Below are 24,959 nucleotides of genomic sequence, written 5' to 3'. Positions count from 1 at the left end.
AATATTCTAATTATTCTAGCTTTAGCTAATTCTCTTCCTTTATATGTTTTCTTTTTATTTTCATTATAAAAAGATTCTGATAGTAAAAATTGAAGTTTTGCTATCTTTCCCTACTAAAATTATACTCTAAGAGTAATTTAATAAAACCACTTTGTTGGCAATAAGAATGTCCATGGAGCAGTTATAATTGCGATAGTAAGTGAAATTTTGAATCTTATAATCTTTTCCTTAATTTGATTTTTAAAAACAAATTTATAATTAAATAAAAATATAAATGCAGCTGATATAAAAATACACAATAGTATTATTATAAATGCTAAAGGCTGTACAGATGGATCATATGCTGTTGCTAATATTGCTTCTGCAGGTAATCCTGACAAATTTAATATGCCTACTAAAAAATATAATATTAATAGTATTGCTGCTCCTATAAAATCTGATAAAAACCCGTATAACCAAACTTTTAATATTCTCTTCTTATAAATCGTTTTTAGATTAAAATCTTTATTTGCTAGTTTATATGCAAAAAAGCACCCTATTACTACTAATGAATCAATTATGTAATTACCAATAAGCGATATAAATATAACCGGTGGAAAAAATAATACCATCCAAATAGGAAAGATTAAATTATATAGTTTAATTGTTTTTTTCAATTTTAAAACTCCTCTTTAGTATATTTTTTGTGAATATATTGATTTAAATTGAATATTTATTTTTATTTAAGTTATATTTCCCAATAAATTCATTATATTATAGTAAAACAATGAATAAATTTCTAACTTTTTATATGATATTATATTAAATTTATATCCAGCATAGTATCTCCAATATTGCTGGAATTAAGTCTTTTATTATCTTCTTAGGATCAGTTTCTGGAGCACTTACTTCCAACTCTTTAAAATTATCTATTAGTTTTTTCATTACACCTTTTTTCTCATCATCTTTATTAAATTTAGTCTGCAATTCCTGAAGTTTTCTTAATACTTCTTTATCTTGATTATTGTTTTCTAAAGAATTCAAAATCTTTTTCCTCCTAACGTAAAATATTTATATTTTTTATTTTAAGCATTAAATTCAATACAATATATATTTTTAATTATATATGTTTTAAAAATTTTTAGTTATTTATATTGTTTTCATTAATAATTTTAAAAAAATTTTAGTTATAACTTTAGTTAGGCAATTTCAAAAGCTAAATTACCTATTGAGACTATATTATACTTATTATGATATATTATCCATATAATATGAAAACACTTGCCCAATTTTATATGATGAATTTTTAAAAACTCTAAGGGATTTTTAGCTCACATAAAATATCTTTTAGTTCAATATTCTGTTTTGATTTTTCATATATAAAGCACACAAGTGCTTTTGCCGTCAGGCTGTTTAGATATTTCTGAGTTTCACCTATAGTCTTAAAATCTCCGTGGTTGGAACTAACTCTAAATAATTCTAAAAAATTATAGATTAAGAATACTATAAGAAAATATCGTTCTATAGACAAAATGCTACGCATTCTATATTTATCAAAAGCTAAATTGCTTTTTAAATATTTATATGAAGTTTCTATAGTCCATCTGTGAGAATAATATTTAATTATAGTTTCTGCATTTAATAAGATGTCGGTAGACAGCAAATATACTGGGTTCTTGAATCCATCATGGGTGACTTCATAGCAAATAAGTATTTTAGCATAAGGGAATTTAGAAACATTACCTTCATAGGTATATACTCTATAGTCCTTACCTTCAACTGTAACAAGGTCTAAGGTGTTAGGACTAAGGAATTTTTCAAATTTTGATAACTGCATTGAAATTCCTAATGGAGATATTTTTCTGTTAGATTTAATTGCTCCTATTAGGTGGTAGCCCTTTGCTAAAGATGCTTCTATTAAATTATTATTTGTATACCATGAATCCATAAGACAATACATTTTTTCACAATTAGATGGAGTTTTAAAAGAAGTTATAAAATTTTTTGCAATATCAATCTTAGATTTAAAATTTTTATTTAAATCTTTGCAAAATTCCTTTTTATAGTAAGGTTTATATTGTAAAGGAATAGATTTATCATTTACAACAAAATTTGAAGTAACCACACAATGTGACCAAATATTTTTGTCTTCTGTATGAGAGTAATTATAAGATAATCCTTGCATTTTCTTTGCTGATTTCTTGGGATTTACAGTATCATCTATAATCAAAAACCCTACGGATTTAGGTTTAATATTATGCTCAAGGAAAAAGTTTAAATAGCTAATTCTATTGTTGTTCAGAAGACTATGGTCCCATTTAGAATGGCTTAAAAATCTATAAATACAACTTTTGTCTTTTGAATGCAACACATTTTTAGCAATTTCAGATAAAGTTTTAGTGCCAGGTAAATTAATTAATCCATTGGCAATATTGGTTAAATGATTAAATTGAGGCTTAGACATTCCATAATTTACATCATTTAAGTAATTGTAAAGTTCATTATTAATGGATACAATATTAGTACTTGGCATACTTTTTACCTCCTGTGTTTATATTTGTATGGTAACTTTTATATAACACAGTGAGAGAAAGTATGCCATATTTATTTTTTGGTAGTTTTACCAATTTAGATTTTTATTTTGCATAACTAAAGTTATAATTATATATTATTTTTAGTTGAATTTTTCTAATGTTATTCTATATGAAAAATACTTATAAATAATTTATAATTTCCTTATATTGGATTTTTATTGTATAATCTATATAAGGTTTTGTTACCATTATATTATATATACTTAAACTAAGGGAGGAATTTATGTTGAAGTGTAATGCTGTATTGGATAGTGGTGGTATCAGGGGTATTGGCATAATTGGTGCTTTAAACTATATGGAAAGTAAAAATTTCACTTGGAACAATGTTGCTGGAAGCTCTGTTGGGGCTTTATTAGGAGCATTATTAGTTTCAGGATACACTGCAAAAGATTTAAAAAATATAACTGCAAACACTAATTTTATGGAGCTTATTAATAAAGAAAGTCTTCAAAAATTTACACTAGTAAGTAAAGCATTAAGCTTTTTTAAATATAACGGTATTTACTCTGGAGATTCCATAGAAAAATGGATTGATGATATGCTTAAGGTAAAGGGAATAAATACTTTTAATGATCTTATGGATAATGATACTTGTAAATTAAAGATAATAGCCTCAGACATTACAGAAAAAAAAATGATTACTTTTCCTGATGATCTATATACTTACGGTTTTAGCCTAAGTAATTTTAGAGTTTCTAAAGCCATTAGAATGAGTATAAGTATACCTTTTTTCTTTAAACCTGTGGAATTTATTCATGGTAATGGTGTTAGTTACATAGTAGATGGAAGTGTTTGCTCCGGCTATCCTATTTCTATTTTTGATAACTTAGATGGTAAAGAAAACATTCCTACTATTGGATTTAAGTTTGACAATGTTGAAATAAGTAATACTAAACAGGGTAAAAATGATCCCTTATCTTTTCTATTTGATATTGCTGATACTATGAATAAGAAGGATTCTAGAAGATGGATGATAGATAAAAATATAGACAGAAGTATACTGATACCTACTTTAGGTATTAGCGCTACAGACTTTGATTTATCTAAACAGGAAACTATAAAATTATATAAATCTGGATACAAATCTGCTGAAAAGTTTCTTAAAACTTGGGATTTTCAAGAGTATAAAAATAAGTATAAAAATGAAGGCACAGCTTAAATATATAATAAAATTTACTAGCTATTAGTCAGCAAACCACATTAATATTTAAAAATATAATAGATCTAACTCTAACACTACAAAGATAAAAATATACCTTATAAATAAATTTACTCTTTTGTTAATTTGAAAGTTTTTTATAAAAGTTTACAATACTCTGTATAAACTTTACCATTTATTTAGGTATATTTTTATCTTTATTATATTAAAATTAAATCTATTCTTATATATCCTATGTTTACCCTAAAGAATTAACATCAATCAATAAATTAAAATATATTATTATCTATTAGCAAATAGTTCACTTATTTTAACTACAAGCTGTACTGCCTTTTCCATTGATGGAACTGGAACAAATTCAAATCTTCCATGGAAGTTATGACCACCTGCAAATAAATTTGGAGTTGGTAATCCCATAAAGGATAATCTTGAACCATCTGTACCACCTCTTATAGGAACTAATTTTGGTTCAATATCAATAGCTTTCATAGCGTCATGAGCTATATCCACTACATATTTTACTTCATCTATTTTTTCCTTCATATTGTAATACTGATCTTCTACTTTCACACATACTATTTCTTTATTGTATTCTTCATTTATTTTTTTGCCTACTTCTTCAATTTGTTTTTTTCTTTCTTCAAATTTATTTCTATGAAAATCTCTTATAATATAATTTAGTTCTGTTGTTTCTACTCCACCATTTACACTTAATAAATGGAAAAATCCTTCATATCCTTCTGTTCTTTCTGGTACTTCATTTTGTGGAAGCATGCTTATAAATTTATTGGCTACTAATACTGAATTAGTCATTTTATTTTTTGCTGAGCCTGGATGTACGTTTCTTCCCTCTATAATAACTTTAGCCTTTGCAGCATTAAAAGTTTCACATTCTAATTCTCCTATGCCACCGCCATCTAACGTATAAGCTAAATCTGCTCCAAATTTTTTAACATCAAAGTAATCTGCTCCCTTACCTACTTCTTCATCTGGAGTAAATCCAACTTTTATAGTTCCATGTTTTATTTCTGGATGATTTATTAAATATTCCATAGCAGTAACTATTTCTGCTATTCCAGCTTTATCATCTGCTCCTAAAAGAGTATCTCCATCTGTTACTACTATGTCTTGTCCCTTATAATCTAATATCTCTGGGAATTCTTCAACCTTTAGAATTATATTTTTTTCTTTATTTAAAACTATATCTTGTCCTTCATATTTTTCTACAATTCTAGGATTAATATTAGTTCCTGATATATCTGGACTTGTATCCATATGTGATATAAATCCTATTGTAGGCACTTTTTTGTCTATGTTAGATTCTAATGTAGCCATAACATATGCATTTTCATCTACAGATACATCTTTAAGGCCTATTTTCTTTAACTCTTCCCCTAATTTTTTTGCAAATTCCAATTGAGTTTTAGTTGTTGGTACAGTTTCAGATTCCTCAGATGATTGAGTATCTATTTTTATATACCCTAAAAATCTGTCTAATACATTTTGCATTTATAGTCCCCCTCTATAATATATTATGGTTTTTATTTTATTTTTTTGAAATTGTTTACTTATATTCTACAATATACTATCTCTCTATGCAAACATCCCCCATGATTACAGCATCGATATTTCCATCTTTATTTTTAAGTGGAATTGCTATAGCTATACAATAATTGTAGCTAACACTAGATATATAAGGTTCACTGGAGTATTTTTCCCCTAAAATAGCTTTTTTGAAATATGGTCTATGGGAAAAATCATCATTTCCTTTTGTTATAGGAATATTAGCAGACTTCATTATTCCATCTTTATTTATTATTCCAATATATTCGAATTGAATATTTTCATCTGCATATTTTTTACATACATTAGAGCAAGAATCCACATTTAATCCGCTAGAACTTATTTCTCCACCAATATTTTTTAATATATTAAATCCATCATTAACCAATTGTATTTGGTCTTCTTTTATAGTTATTCCTGTAACGAAAGCCTTTAATTGGCTGTCTATCTTATCTGTACATCCATTCATTTCTTTTATTAATTCTGTTATTTCATTGATAGATGCAGCTTGCTCTTCTGCTGCTGCAGAAATCTCTTCTGTCATAGAAGCACTTTGCTGAGCTCCTGAAGCTATAGTTTCCATTAACTGATCTACTTCTTTAGATATGGTTGTATTTTTATGTGCCAAATCATATATTTGTTCTACTGAACTATAAGTTTCATCTGTAGCAGATATTATTCTTCCAAATGATTGCTTTGATTCATCTGCATAGATTATATCCTCTTCCACTTCTTTACTTTGCTTTTCTGCTTCTTCTGTTATATTACTTATTTGATAAGTAATCTTTTCTATTAATTTTCTTATCTCTCCAGCAGATTGTGATGATTGTTCTGCCAATTTTCTTACTTCATCTGCTACTACAGAGAATCCTTTGCCATGTTCTCCTGCTCTAGCAGCTTCAATAGCTGCATTTAATGCAAGTAAATTAGTTCTTTCGCTTATTTCTGTTACTACATCTGTTATTTTACTTATTTCTGTTGCTTCATCTTCTAATATTCTTACATTAGTAGCTAATTTCTTGCTTACCTCTTCTGTGGTTTTTATTTTATATATCATAGTTTCAAAAGTTTTTTGATTTTCTTTTATTGTTTCAACCATTTGTCCAGCTATATCTTTAGTATTTTGGGCTTTTTCTGCTATTACAGCTGAGTTTTCTGCCATGTCACTAGTATTATTTCTTGTAGATGTGGCTGAATCTGCTTGAGTTGTGGCTGTTTCAGCTACAGATGTTACAGAAGATGCTATATTTTCTGAAGCTTGATTAGTATCTAGTGCATTTTGATTTAGTGTATTTGATATAATTCTATTTTTTTGTGATATCTGTAATAAATCTGACAATATTTTTTTAGTATTTTGAACTATACCATTTACGCTGGCTCCAATAGGTTCTAAAAGTCCTGTTTCTGGAACTCTAGTTGCAAATTCACCTTTTGATACTCTATCCGTTATTTCTGCTACCTTTTCTATAGAACTATAAGCTTTACTTACAAAAACCCTAACTACTATATATGAAACTACAAGCATTAATATAAACATTAGGATTATAAATTTTAGATAAAAACTATTAAAGCTTGCTATTAGAGTAGAGTTATTACTTCCTAAGCCTTTTAATATAAATTTAGTTCCAATAAAAAAAGTGCCACATAATATAAGTATTAGTATATTAAACAAAATAGCTATTTGCTTTATAAGCTTATTTTTCAATCCACTCACCAACTTTCCTTAAATTTGTGAACATTTTTATTTTGCATAATATATATAATTTTCTACAATATAGTTTTTTTTCCTTCTAATTTATTGAAATCCTTAACTTTTCTAATGTTAATATAAAGTATAATTAGATCTATTTTTAATAATTGTTTAATTAATTAATGGATTTTTATATAATCATCTATGGAGAATAAATATAGATATTTATCTTTTACGCTTTTTCCTGTTATTTTATTTAATGCTTCTTCATAATATTTAATTTGTATTTTATATCTATTTCTTATTTCTTCTATATTCTCTACATAATCTGTTTTATAATCTATCAATACTAACCCATCTTCCTCTTCAAAATAGCAATCTATTATCCCCTGAATTATTACTTTTTCTTCTTTATACTTTTCTTTATCTAGTTCTTTATAAATTTCTCCTGGTGGTGCTTCAATAGAAAAAGCCATTTCCCTATTAATACTATTAGATTTAATCATTCTTTTTCCTAATTCACTTTTACAAAACTTTAATATTTTATAAGGCTTTATAACCTTTGATTGTTCATAAGTTATAAACTCTCTCTTTATTAATCTATCTATTTGGGCTTTTATCTCTTGTTGATTTTCTACCTGTTTTAAATCTAGATGCTGCATAAACAAGTGTATAATAGTTCCTCTTTCAGATGCAGATATTTTCTTTTTGCCCTCCATAAACATAGGTGTTCTAAGCTCTACTTTTTTAAATAATTCTTCTGTATTATCTTCTTCATCTACTATAAACTGTTTTTTCACATCTGAAACTGATAGCTTTGTTGGTATATTTGATGCACTATCATATTTATAGTTAAAAGATAGCCTTCTATATATTTCTTCTTTATAATTACTTTCTTCTAATTCCAGTAATGTTTTTTTTATTTTTTCACTAATTCCTTCTTCATTATCTTCAATTTTTTCCTTTAACAGTTCTTTTTTGTTCCATAATTGTATTTTCCATTTTGACTTATCATCTACTATATTTGAAAGCTCTGATACTATATCTAATTCTTCCCTGAAACTTATAGCATCTTTATGTTTTATAATAACTGGTCCTATCCAATCTAAATAAGTTTTTCCACTAATAACAGCATATTCTGGTACACTATTTTTGTCCTCTGATAAACTCAACCAATTGTCCACAGTTTTATCTATATTATTAATTAAACCTGTGATTATAAGTTTTTCTCTTGCTCTTGTTAAAGCTACATATAATATTCTCATCTCTTCTGATAAAGTTTCTAACTTAATCTTATTTTTTATAATGTTTTTAACTAAAGATGGGTACGCTATTCTTCTTTCTGTATTCACATAATCTGGACCATAGCCCAAATCCCTATGAAATAATATACTTTTATTAAGATCTGTCATGTTAAAATTTTTGCCTGTGCCACTTAATATTACTACTGGAAATTCTAGACCTTTACTTTTATGAATGCTCATTATCCTTACTACATTTTCATTTTCTCCTAGAATTTTTGCACTTCCCATATCTCCACTGCTAAATTTCAATTTGTTTATAAAATTTATGAAATTAAAAAGTCCCTTATAACTGCTCTTCTCATATTGTCTTGCTCTTTGAAAAAGTATTCTTAAGTTTGCTTGTCTTTGTTCTCCACCAGGGAGAGCCCCTACATATCCATAATAGCCTGTTTCTACATATAAAAACCAAATAAACTCATCTATATCCATGTGGATAGATTTTTTTCTCCATGAGTTTAATTTTTCTATAAAACTACATATTTTATTTTTTAATTCATCATTCATATCTTTTAATACTCTATTTGTTTTCTCTTCATTTTCCACATAAAGATTATAGTATGAATCATCTAAATTTTTATCTAATCTATATATTATTTCCATACATTCATAAAATGCTATATTTTTGTTTATCATTCTTATATCTATAAGTTCATCATCTGTAAAGGAAGCTATAGGAGATCTTAATACTGAAAGTAATGGTATATCTTGAAGCGGATTATCTATTATTTGTAACAATGATATAATAGTTTTTATTTCTGTTGTATCAAAATATCCTGAATTAGTATCTGCAAAAACTGGTATACCTTCCTTTGCCAGTTCTTCTACAAATACTGGTGCCCAATTGGATGTAGCTCTCATAAGAATTACTATATCTCTATATTGGACTCCTCTATATCCACCTAATTTTTTATCAAATACTTTTAATCCACCTTCCAAATTATTTCCTACTACTTCCTGTATTTTTTTAGCTACTAATCTTCCTTCTAATTGTATATTATCTAATGCTTCTTCTTCGCCCATATTGTATTCTTTCAAAACTTCTTCACTTATTTCATATTTTTTATCCATCAAACATAATTCTATAGGCTCACCTTTTACCTCTTCACCGTAACTAGCTCCAACAGATAAAGCCTCTTCTTCTGTATAATCTAATTCTCCTATGGTTTTAGACATTATTTGTTTAAATACATAGTTAACACCATTAATTACTTCTTCTCTACTTCTAAAGTTTTTAAACAACTTTATTTTTCTATATTTTGAGACCTCTTCTTCATTATACTTATTATATTTTTCTAAGAATATTTCCGGTTTTGCCTGTCTAAATCTATAAATACTTTGTTTTACATCTCCTACCATAAATCTATTAGGTATATTCTCTTGTGTTTGAGGTTCATGAAAATTTATTTCTTCTTCATTAAATACTAATTGACCATCAAAAAAACTCCAATGCCCTTTTACTCTTGATACCATACTCATAATAACTTCTTGTACCAAGTTACTATCTTGATATTCATCTATAAGTACTTCTTTAAATCTCTTTCTATAATCTAACGCAATATCTGAAGGAATTATATCCCCATTTTCATCTTTATCTGTTAATATGGCCAGACATAAATGTTCTATATCGTTAAAGTCAATCAAATCTCTTTCTCTTTTTTTAGCTTCATATTTTTTGTCAAACAATATTGTTAAATCAGATAATGCTTTCATATATGGATACAAAAATATAAATTCATTTTTTATAAATTCATTTTCATAGGAATGTAGTATATGTTTTAACTCTAATATCTTTTTCTTTACTTTGTCCCTTAATTTCTTGACCTTTTCCTTAGCTTCTTTATCTGCATCTTTATTTCGTTTTGCAGGTAATTTATCAAAATCATAACCTATTACTTTTTCTCTAAAATCTTTAAATTTTGATGCTTTAATTAAATCATTTATAAAATACAAATCATTTTTAAAAGGCTCATAATAATAATCTATGCCTATAGAATTTAGTATTAAATCTATGGATTGCTCTAAAATATTTTTAAATCCATACAATAATACTTTCATATCTTCCATGATCATATTTGCCCATGATGTGTGTTCAAAATCAAACTCTTTACCCACATTAAACTCTTCCGCCATATTTAAAAGCCATTTATAAGGAAGTGGAGCACTCTTAGCAAATCTATGTAACTCAAAAACCATCTCTTGTAATCTAATATCTTTTCTACTGGCATAACTTTCTACTAAATTAATAAATTGTTCATTATCTTCTTCATATAATTCTTCAAAAAGCTCATCCATAGCTTCTTGTCTCATCAGTACTCCCTCTGTTTCATCACATATCCTGAAATTAGGATCTATATCTATAGTGTGAAAATTATTTTTTATAACTTGAAGACAAAAGGAGTGGATAGTCATTATATTAGATTTATTTAGTAAAGTAAGTTGTTTTCTTAGTACCTTAGACTCTGGATTTTCGTCTAATCCTTCAGAAATAGCATCCCCTATTCTTTCTCTCATTTCTGCTGCAGCTGCATTAGTAAAAGTAACTACCAATAATTTATCTATATCTATAGGCTCTTCTTTATCTAAAATTTTTTCAATTATTCTTTGAACTAAAACAGCAGTCTTACCAGCCCCTGCCCCTGCTGCCACAAGTAGATTACAATCTTTAGTAGAAATAGCTTGTCTTTGTTCCTCTGTCCATCTAGTATTACCCATTTTTTCACCTCATTTTACGCATTATATATAGTTTTTATTCCATAAGTTATAGTATTAATATTTATTTTTTAGACCTAAGTAAAAAATATATTTTTTCTAATAAATATATTGGAGGTATTAATATACCTAATAATCCAAACATGAATATATACAAATCTGAATTAAATATTCCTCCTAAAAACATACCAACAAGACATAGTATTATGGACATAATTACGCTAAACATAAAACACATCCTTCATATTTCACAATACTTTATATAACTATCTATATTATAACCCGTATTTTTAAAATAAAGTTTAAAACATAATAAAGATTTCAATATTAGAAACAAAGGCATTATGAAACTTAATTTCTTTCTCTTATTCATATTTCACCTGGTTTTAAATACTATTAAGTCTATATATATTATAAACTTTATTTACAAAATACAATACAGCTGTTTCCATGGAAAATTTTCTACTGAAGTGTATATCCCACACCTCTTTTAGTTATAATTGAAACTTCAGCATTAATTTCCTTTAATCTTTTTTTAGTCTAGTTATGTTTACAGTTAATGTGTTATCATCTACAAATACATCATCATCCCAAAGTTCCTCTAAAAGTACTTCTCGTGGAACAACCTTTCTATAATTCCTCATAAAAATTTTTAATAGCTTGTACTCATTTCTTGAAAGCTCTATTATTTGCTCATTTATTTTAAGCTGCATACTTTCACATATAAGATTCATTTCATTTACTTTTATAATCTTTGTTTCTCCAGAATTAACCCTTCTAAGTACTGCATTTATCTTTGCAATAAGTAATTAAATTCCAAAGGGCTTAGCTATATAATCATCTGCTCCCAAATCTATTCCTCTAATTTGCTCCTATTCTTCACTTCTTGAGGAAATTATAATTATAGGTGTAGAAACTTTTTTTCTTATTACCTTTAAAAAATAAAACCCATCAAATTTAGGAAGATTTATATCTAAAAGTATTAGATCTATAGAGGACTCTAAAGCCTTCTCCTTAACTTTATCAAAATCCGTTACAAGTTCAACATTATACTCATAACTTGTTAAAAAATCTTTCATATACTTTCTTAAATTTATATCATCTTCTATAATTAAAATATTTTTCATAATTCTCCTCCATAAAATTATGTCAGTTCTGTTAAGTTATATAGATATTAAATTTGCTATACCTATTGAAATATAATAACTTAGCTAAAAAATAATCATTTCGATAAAAAAAGGAATCTATATATTTGATATTTTTTATATTCTATTATTAATGGTACATCCAAATTGATTATACTATTCAACTATATAATTAAAAGACTTATACAAAATTATTAGTAAAAATCCTACATAACCATATTTTACTACAAAATCACATTAATTTATCTTTCCAATTAAAAACTACATTTTCTAAAATAATTAATTGTATATAAAAAATGTAGGTTTTTAGCCTACATTTTTTAATGTAAATATATTTTATTTTAAGCCATAATTTTAACTTCTTTAAATTTATCAAGATCACTATAAAGTTCTTTCTTATATGGATTTCTCTTTGTTTTCTTTACTTTATATATCATATAAATAAATACAGCTATGTTAATTCCAAGAGCTATTACACTAAAAATTGTATAAATGGTAGGATTATAGGTTGATTTAATTAAAAATATTCCTTTATGCTGGAAACTTGGAAAAGTTTGAGCGAACATACACCATATTGCTAAAGTTTGGGCTCTGTGTTGTAACCAAGCACCTTTTCCAACGGTAAAAGCGCAAAGGGTTGGAGCCAAAAGTAATGCAATACCTGCATACCAAGAATGAGTAGGTATACAGTTATAAGTGTATACAAAATTCCATGCATCATATGCAATAATCCAAAACCAAAGCATATCTGGCCATAGCATATCCCTACTTTTATCCTTCTTAGTTTCTTTTCTAATTACTATTCCAAACCACCCTGTTATTGTAATAATATTTAATATGCCGGCAATTGCATTTATATAATTCCAAGGGCCACCCATAACCCCTACTATTTCACCTTCAATAGATCCTGAGTTCATCATCCAATATAAAGATCCCACTTCAAAATCTCTTCCAACTGCTTCTAAAATATTAATAGCTAGAATTAATGGTGGAAAACATAAAGCAATTTTATTATCTGCTAATCTCCAAACAACTTCACCAGTAGCTTTATCTTTCTTTTCAAAATGTCGAATAAACCAAAAACCAATACATCCTGCTGTTGCAGAATAAACTTTTGCTAAATGAAACCAATCTGTATAAGTCTCATCCTTTAAAACAGTAAACCAAGTTATTGTTAAAATAATAGGTAAAATAACAAAGCTAAAAAATCCTATCCATTTTTTCTTTCTTGCAAATTCGTTGAATAAAAACAGTGATGCAAAAACAATAAACCATATCCCCAATGAACTAAATATAGTTGCTCCTTCAGCATAGTTAAATTCAAACATTTTTCTCCCCCTTTTCACCTCTAAAAATTTAAAAATTATTTAATAGGCTACTATTTCTTTAATTAAAAATTCTTTGCCACATAATAAGTCCCAATCTTTACCTTCACAATAAGGACATCCTTCCCTATTTTTTAAGATATTATAAACTTTATTACAGTGTTTACATAAAGCATTTGCTGGCAATACATCAATTTTCAACTTTGTAAATTCCATTGCAGTGCCGTCTACCGCAGCGGGATAACAGGCTTTAATATATTTAGGAATCATGGAAGATAACTCTCCAATTTGCAAGACAATAGTATCGATTTTTGTTAGATGGTTTTTTATAGCAATATCCTCTACAGTTTTTACTACTTCGAGAATTACTCCAAGTTCATGCAACAAAACACACCCCCTATAGTTAAACTTTAAACTACATTATTTGTATAACATTATTTAAATAATGTTTTTACCTTTTTAGCAGTTATCTTTACTTTACGTTTAAGAACTTGTTTTACAACTACTGGTTTTAAATCTTCGTATGCCACACCTTCACCATCATATTTTCTGACAAGTGAAATGGCATCAAACTTGCATTTAGTTGTACATTGACCACATCCTACACACAAAAATTCATCTACAACAGTGGCTCCACAACTAAGACAACGTTCTGTTTCTTTTTTTACTTGTTCTTTAGTAAAAGTACCTCGTAAATCTTTAAAGGTTTTTTTTGATTTATCCCCATTTACATGACCTACGCTTTGTCTTGGAGTGCCATCATATCCTTCAATCTCTATATTTTCTTTATCTAAGGCCTGATATTCTTTCCTATCACGACCTATAATTAGACTTTGCCCTGGTTGAACATAACGATGAATTGAAATCGCTCCCTCTTTACCTAAAGCAATGGCATCAATAGCAAATTTAGGACCTGTTAGTGCATCCCCACCGGCAAAAATATCTTTCTCAGCTGTTTGTAGTGTAACTGAATTTGCTTTAATGGTGTTATTTCTATTAAATTCAATTTTACTATCTACTAAAAGTTTACCCCAATCTATTCCTTGACCTATTGAAAGCAATATGGTATCTGCTTTAACTATTATGGTATTGTCCTCATCATATATTGGGTTAAATTTTCCTTCTTCATTAAATACAGAAATACATTTTTTAAATTCTATACCTGTAGCACGATTATTTTTAAGAATAATTCTTTTTGGTCCCCATGAATTATTAATTTTAATATCTTCTGATAAAGCTTCTTCAATTTCTTCTGGAAGAGCAGGCATTTGATCACGATTCTCTAGGCAGTACATTTTAACTTTTGTATCACCTAGCCTAGTTGCTGTTCTTGCAACATCTATAGCAACATTGCCTCCTCCTATTACAATTACATTGCCTTTAAGTTTCAACTCCTTACCTAAGTTTACATCTCGCATAAAATCTATACCTGTAATAACATTTTCAGCATCTTCACCTTCTATGCCAAGTTTCCTTCCTATAGAAGCACCAATGGAAATATAAAAAGCTTTAAAATCTTCATCTCTTAATTCATTAAGAGTCACGTCTTTACCAACTTCAATGCCTGTTCTAAATTCCACACCTAATTCTTTTAATATATGAATTTCTGCATTTACAACTTCTTTTTCAAGTCTAAAGGAAGGAATTCCTAAAGTTAACATACCACCAAGAACTTCCTGTTTCTCAAAAACTGTTACTTTATATCCATCAATAGCTAAAAAATAAGCACAGCTAAGGCCTGAAGGTCCAGCTCCTATAATTCCAATTTTTTTACCATATTCATGTTTATGTTTAGGCACATAACGATATTTAACATTTAGATCTTGCTCTGCAATAAATTTTTTAATTTCATCGATAGCAACTGGGTTGTCAATATCTCCTCTTGTACATTCTGACTCACATTTTCTTGGACAAATACGTCCACATACAGCTGGAAATGGATTTTCATGTTTTATAAGTTCAAGAGCTTCTTTATATTTTTCTTGTGCTGCAAGCTTAATATAACCCTGAACTGCAATATGTGCTGGACATTGAGTTTTGCAGGGACTGGTGCCAGTATCAACTACATTTTTCCTATTTATTCTATAATCAGTATTCCATTTGTCTGGCCCCCACTCTGTATCCCGTGGAGTTTCAGTTCTTTTTATCTCAGTGGTAACTGGAGTCTTAGAGCATAATTTTTGCCCTAGTTGTAGTGCATTAACAGGACAATTTTCAACACACTCACCACAAGCAACACATTTATCTGTATCAACTTTAGAAACATAATTTGAACGTACCATATCAGCATTAATAAACATACTAGCAGTTCTTAATGAAAGACAAGAGCATCCACAACAATTGCAGATAGCATGAGTTTTACCTGATCCATCTAAGTTTGGTATTTGGTGCATTAAACCGTTTTCTTCTGCTCTTTTAATAATTTCAAAGGCTTCTTCACGGGTAATCTGCCTGCCTCTTTTTGTACGAATATAATACTCTGCAGCGTGTCCCATTTGAATACACATATCTTCCTTAAGGTGCCCACAACCTTCTCCCATAGCTTCTCGCGCTGTACGACAAGAACAATCTGCAACTGAAAAAATCTCATTTTCAGTTAGATATTTTGAAACTTCTTCATAACTTGCTCTTCTAGTTTCCCCTGAAATGGCATGCTCTATGGGAATAACACGCATAAGACCTACTCCTACTGGGAAATTACCTGATGTTTTAGGGCCTCTTACTCTTCCATAAGCTTCAAAAGCTCTGGCTATTTGAGGATACTTCTTAACATTATTTTTATTATTAACCATCATTTCCATAATACCGGGAACCCATGTATCATACCAAAATACATCTTCCCCATTGATTGTATTTACAAAGCAAACTCCTGCATCTGCCAACTCTAATAAAAGTTTTTTTGTTTCTTCTACACTTTTGCCACATAAAATAGACAGTTCATTAGCTGTAACTTTCTTACGTATATTCATACAAAGTGCTACTTCTGCCATTTCATTTGTAACAACAGGCTCAAGAATCATATATTCTGGATCTGTGGGTTTAATCTCATTTTTTGATCCCCGCTTCTTATTACTTATATGATTTGCAAGATCAAGCACTTTTTCCTTAATCATATATTATCCCCCTAAAAATAATTATGTGTAATCTATAAAATATATAGATATTAAATCATAGAAATAAAAAGTTTAATTAATAATATTACAAATTTTCAATTAATTTTTCTTCCAATTCATTACTTCTTTACGTATCCAATCAAACCATTCATCCATACCTTCTCCTGTTTTAGCTGATATTGGAATAACTTTGATATTAGGATTTAATCTTTTTGCTCTTTCTTCCACTGCCTCTATATCAAATTCAAAATAATCCTTTGCATCTATCTTATTAATTAGAAGAACATCAACTATTGAAAACATTAAAGGATATTTTAAAGGCTTGTCGTCTCCTTCTGGTATACTTAAAATCATAGCATTTTTTGATGCACCAGTATCAAATTCTGCAGGACACACTAAATTTCCTACATTCTCCAATACTGCAAAATCAATATTTTCAGTACCTAGCCCCTTCAAACCTTGTTTAGTCATATCAGCATCAAGATGACACATCCCCCCAGTGTGCAATTGAATTACTTTAACACCAGGCTGTGAAACCTTATGTGCATCTACTTCTGAATCAATATCAGCTTCTAATACTCCAATATTCATTTCATCTTTTAAAGACTTAATTGTTCTTAGAAGAGTTGTTGTTTTTCCTGAACCGGGTGATGACATAAGATTTAATAAAAATACTCCTTGCTTTTTTAAGTCTTCTCTAAGTAAGTCTGCTTGGTGATCATTGTTTTGGAAAACACTTTGCTTAATCTCTAAAACTTTATATGTGTTCATATAATACCCCCCCATTTTATACATAATTTAAATTGTATTTCATTAAAATAATGATATATACATATATACCATAATATAACATAACAACTGTTATGTTTATATTATAATACCTATTACACTTTGTCAATGCTTTAACATTCTGAATAATAATTATATTTTGAAAACATAAAATCATACATTTTTTAAAACCTTATGCTTCAATTATTTACCACCAATTCTATAAAAATATGCTATACTACATATGAATGAGGTGACTAATATGATCGCTAATAATCACAATGAAAAAAAACAGCATATTTTAGAATCTGCAATTAGTAAATTCACAGAAAAAGGATTTGAAAAAACAAGTTTAAGGGAAATAGCCTCTGCTGCTGGGCTAACTACTGGTGCTATCTATCATCATTTTAAGAATAAGGACGAATTGTTTTATCATGCGGTAAAAGAAGCTATGTACTTTGCCCAAAAGCTATCTGAAAAAGATGAAAATAGCAATATTAAAAGTTCTGAAAGTATGTTAGATGAAATTAGTATTAAAGTTAGAGAACGTATGTCAAAGATTGATGAACAACGTCTTCTAATTCTATTAATAGGTTATGTATTATCAAAAGGTGGCCAGCTTAATGACAGCCTAAAACAAGATTATAATGAAATTATTACAAAAGTATCAGAAATGTACTTTTTTGCATTTGGTATTGAAAATGAATACTATAAAAAAAGCCTTGCTTCTATTTTAGTAGCTGCTCTAGATGGTGTTGCAATGCAATATTCTCTTGGAGTTTTAAAGCAAGAAGATGAAAGATTTAAAGACACTTTTGTTAATTTTTTTACAGAAAGTATTCCTTTCTTTATGCAAAAAAACAAATCTTAACTTAAATTTTTGTAGTTATTTTTACTATACATTACATAGAAAATTTAACATATATTATAATGAAAAATATAAAAAAACTCACAGACAAAAGCCTATGAGTGAGTAAATAAAAAATTTATTTACTTAAATAGTTTATCTGCATTTTTATTAATATATTGGAATACTACAATAGTTAGTATTAAATAAACTATAAATAATATTACATAAGTTGTTGTTGGATTATTTAAAATAATGATTTTTCCTATTCTGATTTTACTTACTAGCAAAGTTCCTCTAGATATTGATATATCATAAATACTACAATGATTAAATTTTGGAAAATACAATTATAAGCAAAAGCTCATGTTCTAAATAACATTCTTACTTCTTTTAGAAAATAAGATTTTAATCCTGAACTTTTCTTACTTTCTTTGGTAAATGCTCAATTGTTATAGGTATTAGCAACATTATTAAAATCAAGTTAAATATTAATGATGATATAGGATATATACTAATGACTCCTATTCCAATGGAACTAATAAGTACATATACCAAAAAAGCAGTAAATAAAAGGACAAATATTTTTTATAACTAGCTATTAAATAAAAATATTTCTTGTTCTGATTTTTATCCCTTAGATTCTGTTTTATGTAATTTTCTTATATAAAATCACATTCTATATTTTTTGATTTTATAAACTCTATTTTTTCTTTTAATATTATATCTCTTTCTTCTATTATGGCTTCCATAGGAGTTTTACCTTCACAAATATCATTTTTATTAAGTTGCCAAGCTCTTAATACATCTATGGAACTCATAAAAGCTGCTCCCTTTGAGTTGAATTGTTTCCCATTCATTAACTCTGTAAGCTTATTTAAAAAATCCATTAATAAAGCTTTCTCTACCTTTCCTCCACCTGACCATATTTGTGCAGGTGTTAACCCACTCCATAGTTCTGAAGGTTCATTTATCCAATTTTTTACAACTTCATTTTTATCTTGAAATTTTCCACTTAACTCTTTAAATTGTATATCTATGTTTTCAGAAACCTTTTCATTAAACAAATTAAGCACTCCACCTGTTTTAGAATAAACAGAAGCATATATGAAATCTCCATTAGTAAGTGGCAACATTCTTTTATATAAATCTAATATATTTGTATTTTTTAATTTAGGTGCTATTTCTAATACTGGAGAACTATCTTTTCTTTTCATTGACTCTATAAACATAGTATTGTTATGAAATTTTTCATATTTTTCATTTAATGAACATTCTATTTGTATTAATATTATTTTTTCTGCTACCTCATCATTAGGTATCCATAACTCCTTTTGCTTTGACATCATGTCTATTTTTCACCTCTTAATTTTTCTAATAAATCATTGGCTTCTTTATAATTTGGATTTAATTTTAAACTTCTTTTAAGTAACTTTTCTCCCTCTTTATAATTACTATTGTAATTAATCTCAGAAACCGCAATATTATATAAACATTTAGATTTTATAAATTCCTTATTATCCATTTTATTTATGTAATTTAAACTTTTATTATAAAAATCCATACTCTTTTCAAACATACCTAGTAAGTTATATATTAGCCCTAAATTATAGTAAACAAGAGCATCCCTATCATATAAACTTAAAGCTTTTAAATATTTATCTCTAGCTTTAAATAAATTTCCATAAAATCTTAAGTCTATATCTGCCATTACACACTCTATAAAATAATTATCTGGATATTTTTTTAAGGCTTTATAAAAATTTTCTGTAAGTTCTAAATTCTTTGAGTTAAAAGAATATATAAATAGAAGCATTTGCTTACCCCAGTTTAAATCTAAATATTCCTCGTTACTCTTTATATAATCTTTTAAATATCTATGTATAGCTTTGTGAGTTTCCATTTTGTCTAATATTAACTCTTTATAATTTGAATCATCTATAGTTTCTCTATAATTGTCTAAAAGAAGCTTTTCATACTTCTTATTTAAGTTTTTCTTCATCTAGCCCTCTATTCTCCCTTCAAATTTAATAGTATAACACATATAAGTATACAATATTTTCTGATTTATATGCAAAAATTTATGTATTTTTTTAGTTATTTTATACTATAATATCCGTTAAATATATCCACTTTGTTTTTACTTCTTTATATTATCATTAACATTTATTCTTTTTATGCATAAATTAAAGTATAGTATATTTATGTTTTAGGAGGTTCATGAATGTTCAATTATTACAATCCTTGCTCTATGTGCATACCTGTTCCTGTCTATATTAAGAATCCTCAACCAATTTCACCTTATAAACATGATTGCATGAAAAAAAGCAAATGTACTGTTGATCATGATGAGGATTTAAAAAGATTATTACCAAGAATTTATTTTAAAATCTATCCTGTAGTTATTCATCATTGTGACTTAATGGAAAGAGAAAAAGGTAAAGATTATTGTCCTTCAGAAAAAGAATTAGATTCCACTTGTAAAGAAATCTATAAAAAAATTAAATCTCAATTAGATGATGATGACGATGATTGTGATTGTACTAGACAACGTCGTTATAGAAGACGTCACGCTGTAAGAGATATTATAAGAATATTATTCTTAAACGAACTTTTAAGAAGGAGAAGGAGAAGAAGACCTCATAGACCTGGCTATGGTTATTAATAATTTATATTATACTTACTTATAACTATTATAAAAAAATAATTACGCCATTTCCTATAACCTAAAAATGGGCTATCGCACTAAAAATAAGTTATACAATATATTGTGTTAACTTTAAAATTGTAAAACAATATATTGTTCTTAAATTTTTTAATGCGACAGTCCCTTTTATTGTTTTTAATAAAAACTTATTTACAATTCTATTATATTTCAATATGAATATTAAAATATATTTATAAATCAACTATTACTATATCTACTCTTTAAAAAATCACTTTTCAAATTTAGCTATTTAATTTCTTATCAATAGTCTCCCACACTTCCTCATCTTTTTTATCTATTAATATATTATATTTATTCCCTCTTATTTCTGTATCAAATTTACAAACTGAAGAATATATACAATAATCACAAGATGACCCATCTTTCTTTTTATATGGTTTTATTTCTATATTTCCTTCTAACATTTCCTCACAAATCTCAATTATTGTATATCTTACATATTTTCTAAGGGTATCAAACTCTTCTTTTGTGGCTACAGAAGATTTAGACTCTGATACTCCACCATCTTTCTTAACCATAACAGGTATAATATCAGATATTCCTGATATTATATTATCCATATCTTTTATAATATTAGGATCATTTAATATTAAGCCTTTCATTTTTAAATTTTTTATTATATTTTTTTCAATTTCCTCATCACTCATATCCACCGTATTTTTTACTATGGGATCATCTAATTTTAAATATAAAAGTGCTCCTGGTTCTCCATTTATTCCAGATCTTTCTGCTAACTCTGTAAGTATAGCATCTAAATATATTAATAATTGTAGTTGTAACCCATAATAAACGTCTGATAATTTAAATTCTTTTGTACCGGATTTATAATCTATTATCTTTAAATAGGTAACTCCATCCTTTTGCAAAAGATCTACCCTATCCACTCTACCTATTAAATTCACAATTTCCCCTGAATGAAGTTCCATTGCTATAGGGGGATAGTCTCCATCCACATCAAAAGATAGCTCATAAAAACTAGGTTTAAAATTACCTCTTTTTATATGTTCTCCTATAAGCCATACAGATCTTTTTAAAATCTTTTTTACACTATTTGTTACATATTCGTACCTCTTGGAGCTGTTTAGTATTTCTAGGGATTTGTTATCCAATTCTTCATTAATTAGTTTATCTATTTCTTCTTCTGCCCATTTTACATCCATTGTACTCCAATCTAATCCTTCTTTTTCTAGCTGCCCAGAAAATTTTTCTAATATACTATGCATAAAGATTCCTAAATCAGGATAACTTAAATTAAATATTTTTCTATCTTTAGCCTTTAATCCATATTGTACAAAATAGGCAAATGGGCATTGAGAAAATTTTTCTACCCTAGATACACTCATCTTTAAGGGTTTACCATAAAGATTTCTTATTTTTTTAGTTTCTATATATTTACTTTGATTTGTGTAATCGAATCCTTTAATTAATCTATTTAATTTTCCAACCCAAAATTCATTTTCTAAATACCATTTATAAGTATCTCCCCATATATTATGTATTTTTACTTCCTCTACATCTTTTCTCAAATTAGATATTAAATAATTAAAGGTTGGTTTTGCAGATGATATATTTTTTAATTCTTCTTCTTCATTATTAAATCTTACTATATCATTTTCTTCACATATATTAGAAAATATCTTTTTTATCCTTGATATTATTATAGATGGTCTTAAAGTTTTTCCTTCTCCATCTGCTATAGGATAACTTAATCTTAGATATTTGCTGGCGGTAGTTAATGTAGAATACACTAAAAATTGCTCTTCAAATGCTATGCTTTTAGTATCTTTTGCTATTTCTAACCCTTTACTTTCTAAAAGTTCTCTATCATCATCACTTAATATTCCTTCTTCTTTTAATGGTGAAGGAAATATTCCATCATTTACTCCCACTATATACAAAGTATTTATATTATGACTTCTAAGTCTTGTTATACTTCCTACTATTACTTGATCTAATGTGGGTGGTATTATACCAATTTCATATTCTTTAAATCCTGTTTCAAGTATTTTAAAGAACTCTTTTAAAGATACTTTTTCATTTCCTATAACTTCAACTATTTGATCTAAAACCTCTATTACTATATTCCATATTTGATTATATTCGCTAGCTTTTTCAACTTGTCCCTGTAATTTAAAATTTTCTATTATGTTATTTATCCTATCTGGCAAATTTATATTACATAAAAACTCATATAGTTCTTCACAGTATTCTTTTGCTGTAGTTTTATTTTTTAAGTTCTCATTAAGAGATACAATGGGCCCCATAGCCTCATATCTTATATTATTTATCTTGTTTAATAACTCTTTTTCAGCCTCTTCTTTTAATTCATAATTACTAAGAGATTTAGATTCCCAAGCTTTATCATTAGTCCATCCATATCCTTTAATACCATTAGCCAAAACGTAATTTTCTAAGATATCTATTTCTTCATTCTTAATATCTAAAAGACCTGTTTTTAAATATCTAAATACAGATTCATAAGTCCAATTTTTAGATAAAACCTCTAAAGCAGAAAGTATTAATACTATTATAGGATTACTATTTATTTCTATCTTTTTATCTATAAAAAATGGAATATTATATTGTTTTAGAACTGATCTAATTATATTTTCATATCCTTCTAAATCCCCTGTAATTATTGCTATATCTTTAAATCTACACCCTTTATCTCTACAAAGTCTTATAATATCTTTTGCAGTGTTTTCTATTTCTGTATACTGATTTAAAGTTGTAAGCATACAAATATCTTTTGTTTTATTTTCATATTCAATGTAAGGAAAAGAAAACATATTTTTCTCCAAATGCTGAAGCTCTATACTATTTTTAAACCTTGCACAAGGTTCACATTTAAGTGCTATTGGTTTATCTAATTTTATATTATTGTCTTCCATTATTTTCAATAATTTATTTTCTGTATTTTTAATAGGAGAAAATACATCTGTTGTATCTACAAATCCACCTTCATTTAAATAATCCGTACACATGGTTATGTTTATTCTATAAGATTTTAAAAGCAATTTTTCTAATACGGAATACTCCTGAGGAGAAAAACTAGAAAATTCATCTATCCATATTTCTGCATTATCAAACTGTTTACTCTCATCTAATTTATCTTTTAATATAGTTAAATCATCTTCACTATCTATATAATTTTTATGTAATCTTTTTTGAAATTGAGAAAATATTAAAGATAAGTCTTCCATTTTATATTTTAAATTATCTTCTTCAATATTATCTAAGTTATTTAATATAGTTTCCGGAGTTATATTATATCTTTTAAATTCTGTTATAATATCTGAAACAGTAGTAATAAATCCTTGTCTTTTAGCAGCTTTTTTAAATACCTTAAGACTGTTTTTATTGTCTTCTATTATATTGTATAAAAGCATACTTTTACCGGATTCATTCATATGCTTTGCAGTGATTCCTCCTACCTCATTAAAAACTTTATAAGCCATTCTTTTAAAACTTAATACCTGAACTTTAAAATTTGTTCTTTCCTCTAAAACTTCTACTAAATTTTTTTCTGCTTGAAAAGAAAACTGCTCTGGTACTAATAATATAAGTGGTCTCTTTACATCTTCTTCTATTCTTTTTTTTATGCTATGTAAACAATAATTGCTCTTTCCACTACCAGCTCTTCCATATATAAACCTTACGCTCATTAAATCCACTCCTAAATTTTATAGATTTAAATAATTTTCATCTATATATATTCTATCAAATTTAAATAAATTAAACTTCATATTTATATGTTAATTTTTTTATTTTCTTATGAATTACTTATATTTATTATTAATATTATTTGTGCTAAAATAAATTTGGGTAGTATCCAATATGGAACTGCACCTGATTGTTTTTATTTTAAAATTCATATACAAATTTATCATATCATCAAAATTTTAAAAAAAATTGTATTTTTATTATGATAAATTATGATATTAACAACTATATTTGGGATATATTTTCTCGAAACAGTATGTTTGTTATCACATTTTATCACTATTACAATTCATAACCTTATCATACTTTAAA

19 protein-coding genes are annotated in these 24,959 nt (G+C 27.1%); 3 read left to right on the top strand and 16 right to left on the bottom strand.

Features of this window, described 5'->3' with window-relative positions:
• Nucleotides 1-137 precede the first annotated feature (137 nt).
• The 3 genes from NGI68_RS09640 to NGI68_RS09630 all read right to left on the bottom strand — a co-directional run bounded on the left by NGI68_RS09640 (nucleotide 138) and on the right by NGI68_RS09630 (nucleotide 2,512).
• A complete protein-coding gene (locus NGI68_RS09640) occupies nucleotides 138-656 on the bottom strand; it encodes a hypothetical protein (RefSeq protein WP_251861257.1) in 519 nt (172 codons plus the stop codon).
• A 151-nt stretch (nucleotides 657-807) separates the two neighbouring features.
• Nucleotides 808-1,023: a hypothetical protein gene (locus NGI68_RS09635; protein WP_251861256.1), complete on the bottom strand. Its 216-nt coding sequence runs from the start codon at nucleotides 1,021-1,023 to the stop codon at nucleotides 808-810.
• A 271-nt stretch (nucleotides 1,024-1,294) separates the two neighbouring features.
• Nucleotides 1,295-2,512, bottom strand: a complete 1,218-nt coding sequence (locus tag NGI68_RS09630) for an IS701 family transposase (RefSeq protein WP_251859887.1) — start codon at nucleotides 2,510-2,512, stop codon at nucleotides 1,295-1,297.
• A 287-nt stretch (nucleotides 2,513-2,799) separates the two neighbouring features.
• Between NGI68_RS09630 and NGI68_RS09625 the strand changes: the two genes are divergently transcribed.
• Complete coding sequence (locus NGI68_RS09625; RefSeq protein WP_353505375.1) at nucleotides 2,800-3,732, top strand: patatin-like phospholipase family protein; 933 nt, start codon at nucleotides 2,800-2,802, stop codon at nucleotides 3,730-3,732.
• A gap of 282 nt (nucleotides 3,733-4,014) precedes the next feature.
• On the opposite strand, the gene pepT is transcribed toward NGI68_RS09625, so the two are convergent.
• From pepT to hypB, 10 genes are all read right to left on the bottom strand, one after another.
• Nucleotides 4,015-5,241, bottom strand: a complete 1,227-nt coding sequence (gene pepT / locus NGI68_RS09620; protein ID WP_251861254.1) for a peptidase T — start codon at nucleotides 5,239-5,241, stop codon at nucleotides 4,015-4,017.
• A gap of 76 nt (nucleotides 5,242-5,317) precedes the next feature.
• Nucleotides 5,318-7,009: a methyl-accepting chemotaxis protein gene (locus tag NGI68_RS09615; protein WP_251861253.1), complete on the bottom strand. Its 1,692-nt coding sequence runs from the start codon at nucleotides 7,007-7,009 to the stop codon at nucleotides 5,318-5,320.
• Nucleotides 7,010-7,164: 155 nt separating this feature from the next.
• Nucleotides 7,165-11,001: a helicase-exonuclease AddAB subunit AddA gene (gene addA / locus NGI68_RS09610; RefSeq protein WP_251861252.1), complete on the bottom strand. Its 3,837-nt coding sequence runs from the start codon at nucleotides 10,999-11,001 to the stop codon at nucleotides 7,165-7,167.
• A gap of 61 nt (nucleotides 11,002-11,062) precedes the next feature.
• Nucleotides 11,063-11,227 (bottom strand): hypothetical protein, encoded by a 165-nt coding sequence (locus NGI68_RS09605; protein WP_251861251.1) that lies wholly within the window; start codon nucleotides 11,225-11,227, stop codon nucleotides 11,063-11,065.
• Nucleotides 11,228-11,522: 295 nt separating this feature from the next.
• Complete coding sequence (locus tag NGI68_RS17095; RefSeq protein ID WP_251861250.1) at nucleotides 11,523-11,732, bottom strand: winged helix-turn-helix domain-containing protein; 210 nt, start codon at nucleotides 11,730-11,732, stop codon at nucleotides 11,523-11,525.
• Between the two features lie 138 nt (nucleotides 11,733-11,870).
• Entirely contained in the window at nucleotides 11,871-12,125 is a 255-nt protein-coding gene (locus NGI68_RS17090) for a response regulator (protein ID WP_251861249.1), read from the bottom strand.
• Nucleotides 12,126-12,484: 359 nt separating this feature from the next.
• Nucleotides 12,485-13,471: a DUF5692 family protein gene (locus tag NGI68_RS09590; protein WP_251861248.1), complete on the bottom strand. Its 987-nt coding sequence runs from the start codon at nucleotides 13,469-13,471 to the stop codon at nucleotides 12,485-12,487.
• Nucleotides 13,472-13,510: 39 nt separating this feature from the next.
• Nucleotides 13,511-13,852, bottom strand: coding sequence for a hydrogenase maturation nickel metallochaperone HypA/HybF (locus NGI68_RS09585; RefSeq protein ID WP_251861318.1), 342 nt, complete (start codon nucleotides 13,850-13,852; stop codon nucleotides 13,511-13,513).
• Nucleotides 13,853-13,902: 50 nt separating this feature from the next.
• Complete coding sequence (locus NGI68_RS09580) at nucleotides 13,903-16,581, bottom strand: FAD-dependent oxidoreductase (RefSeq protein ID WP_251861247.1); 2,679 nt, start codon at nucleotides 16,579-16,581, stop codon at nucleotides 13,903-13,905.
• Nucleotides 16,582-16,680: 99 nt separating this feature from the next.
• On the bottom strand, nucleotides 16,681-17,352 hold the full coding sequence (hypB, locus tag NGI68_RS09575; RefSeq protein WP_251861246.1) for a hydrogenase nickel incorporation protein HypB: 672 nt from the start codon (nucleotides 17,350-17,352) through the stop codon (nucleotides 16,681-16,683).
• A 259-nt stretch (nucleotides 17,353-17,611) separates the two neighbouring features.
• On the opposite strand from hypB, the gene NGI68_RS09570 reads away from it, so the two are divergent.
• Nucleotides 17,612-18,220: a TetR/AcrR family transcriptional regulator gene (locus tag NGI68_RS09570; RefSeq protein WP_251861245.1), complete on the top strand. Its 609-nt coding sequence runs from the start codon at nucleotides 17,612-17,614 to the stop codon at nucleotides 18,218-18,220.
• Nucleotides 18,221-18,858: 638 nt separating this feature from the next.
• Here the strand turns inward: NGI68_RS09570 and NGI68_RS09565 are convergent.
• Together NGI68_RS09565 and NGI68_RS09560 are read right to left on the bottom strand one after the other, a co-directional pair.
• Nucleotides 18,859-19,545 carry a hypothetical protein gene (locus tag NGI68_RS09565; RefSeq protein ID WP_353505370.1) on the bottom strand — a complete coding sequence of 229 codons (687 nt, stop codon included), beginning with the start codon at nucleotides 19,543-19,545 and terminating at the stop codon, nucleotides 18,859-18,861.
• 2 nt (nucleotides 19,546-19,547) lie between these two features.
• Nucleotides 19,548-20,198 (bottom strand): hypothetical protein, encoded by a 651-nt coding sequence (locus NGI68_RS09560; RefSeq protein WP_251861242.1) that lies wholly within the window; start codon nucleotides 20,196-20,198, stop codon nucleotides 19,548-19,550.
• Nucleotides 20,199-20,420: 222 nt separating this feature from the next.
• On the opposite strand from NGI68_RS09560, the gene NGI68_RS09555 reads away from it, so the two are divergent.
• Nucleotides 20,421-20,861, top strand: coding sequence for a hypothetical protein (locus NGI68_RS09555; protein WP_251861241.1), 441 nt, complete (start codon nucleotides 20,421-20,423; stop codon nucleotides 20,859-20,861).
• Nucleotides 20,862-21,145: 284 nt separating this feature from the next.
• On the opposite strand, the gene addB is transcribed toward NGI68_RS09555, so the two are convergent.
• Entirely contained in the window at nucleotides 21,146-24,589 is a 3,444-nt protein-coding gene (addB, locus tag NGI68_RS09550) for a helicase-exonuclease AddAB subunit AddB (RefSeq protein WP_251861240.1), read from the bottom strand.
• Nucleotides 24,590-24,959: the final 370 nt, after the last annotated feature.

It is taken from the genome of Clostridium sp. Marseille-Q2269 (assembly GCF_943736985.1).
Lineage (GTDB): Bacteria > Bacillota > Clostridia > Clostridiales > Clostridiaceae > Clostridium_F.
The sequence above is the reverse complement of the archived record's forward strand: the minus strand, read 5'-3'. Positions and strand labels throughout refer to the sequence as shown.

Excerpts from the sequence above, each read along its gene's own strand:
- NGI68_RS09630 (WP_251859887.1), bottom strand. The coding sequence starts at position 2,512 with ATGCCAAGTACTAATATTGTATCCATTAATAATGAACTTTACAATTAC.
- pepT (WP_251861254.1), bottom strand. The coding sequence starts at position 5,241 with ATGCAAAATGTATTAGACAGATTTTTAGGGTATATAAAAATAGATACT.
- addA (WP_251861252.1), bottom strand. The coding sequence starts at position 11,001 with ATGGGTAATACTAGATGGACAGAGGAACAAAGACAAGCTATTTCTACT.
- NGI68_RS09605 (WP_251861251.1), bottom strand. The coding sequence starts at position 11,227 with ATGTTTAGCGTAATTATGTCCATAATACTATGTCTTGTTGGTATGTTT.
- NGI68_RS17095 (WP_251861250.1), bottom strand. The coding sequence starts at position 11,732 with ATGAATCTTATATGTGAAAGTATGCAGCTTAAAATAAATGAGCAAATA.
- NGI68_RS17090 (WP_251861249.1), bottom strand. The coding sequence starts at position 12,125 with ATGAAAAATATTTTAATTATAGAAGATGATATAAATTTAAGAAAGTAT.
- NGI68_RS09590 (WP_251861248.1), bottom strand. The coding sequence starts at position 13,471 with ATGTTTGAATTTAACTATGCTGAAGGAGCAACTATATTTAGTTCATTG.
- NGI68_RS09580 (WP_251861247.1), bottom strand. The coding sequence starts at position 16,581 with ATGATTAAGGAAAAAGTGCTTGATCTTGCAAATCATATAAGTAATAAG.
- hypB (WP_251861246.1), bottom strand. The coding sequence starts at position 17,352 with ATGAACACATATAAAGTTTTAGAGATTAAGCAAAGTGTTTTCCAAAAC.
- NGI68_RS09570 (WP_251861245.1), top strand. The coding sequence starts at position 17,612 with ATGATCGCTAATAATCACAATGAAAAAAAACAGCATATTTTAGAATCT.
- NGI68_RS09565 (WP_353505370.1), bottom strand. The coding sequence starts at position 19,545 with ATGATGTCAAAGCAAAAGGAGTTATGGATACCTAATGATGAGGTAGCA.
- NGI68_RS09560 (WP_251861242.1), bottom strand. The coding sequence starts at position 20,198 with ATGAAGAAAAACTTAAATAAGAAGTATGAAAAGCTTCTTTTAGACAAT.
- NGI68_RS09555 (WP_251861241.1), top strand. The coding sequence starts at position 20,421 with ATGTTCAATTATTACAATCCTTGCTCTATGTGCATACCTGTTCCTGTC.
- addB (WP_251861240.1), bottom strand. The coding sequence starts at position 24,589 with ATGAGCGTAAGGTTTATATATGGAAGAGCTGGTAGTGGAAAGAGCAAT.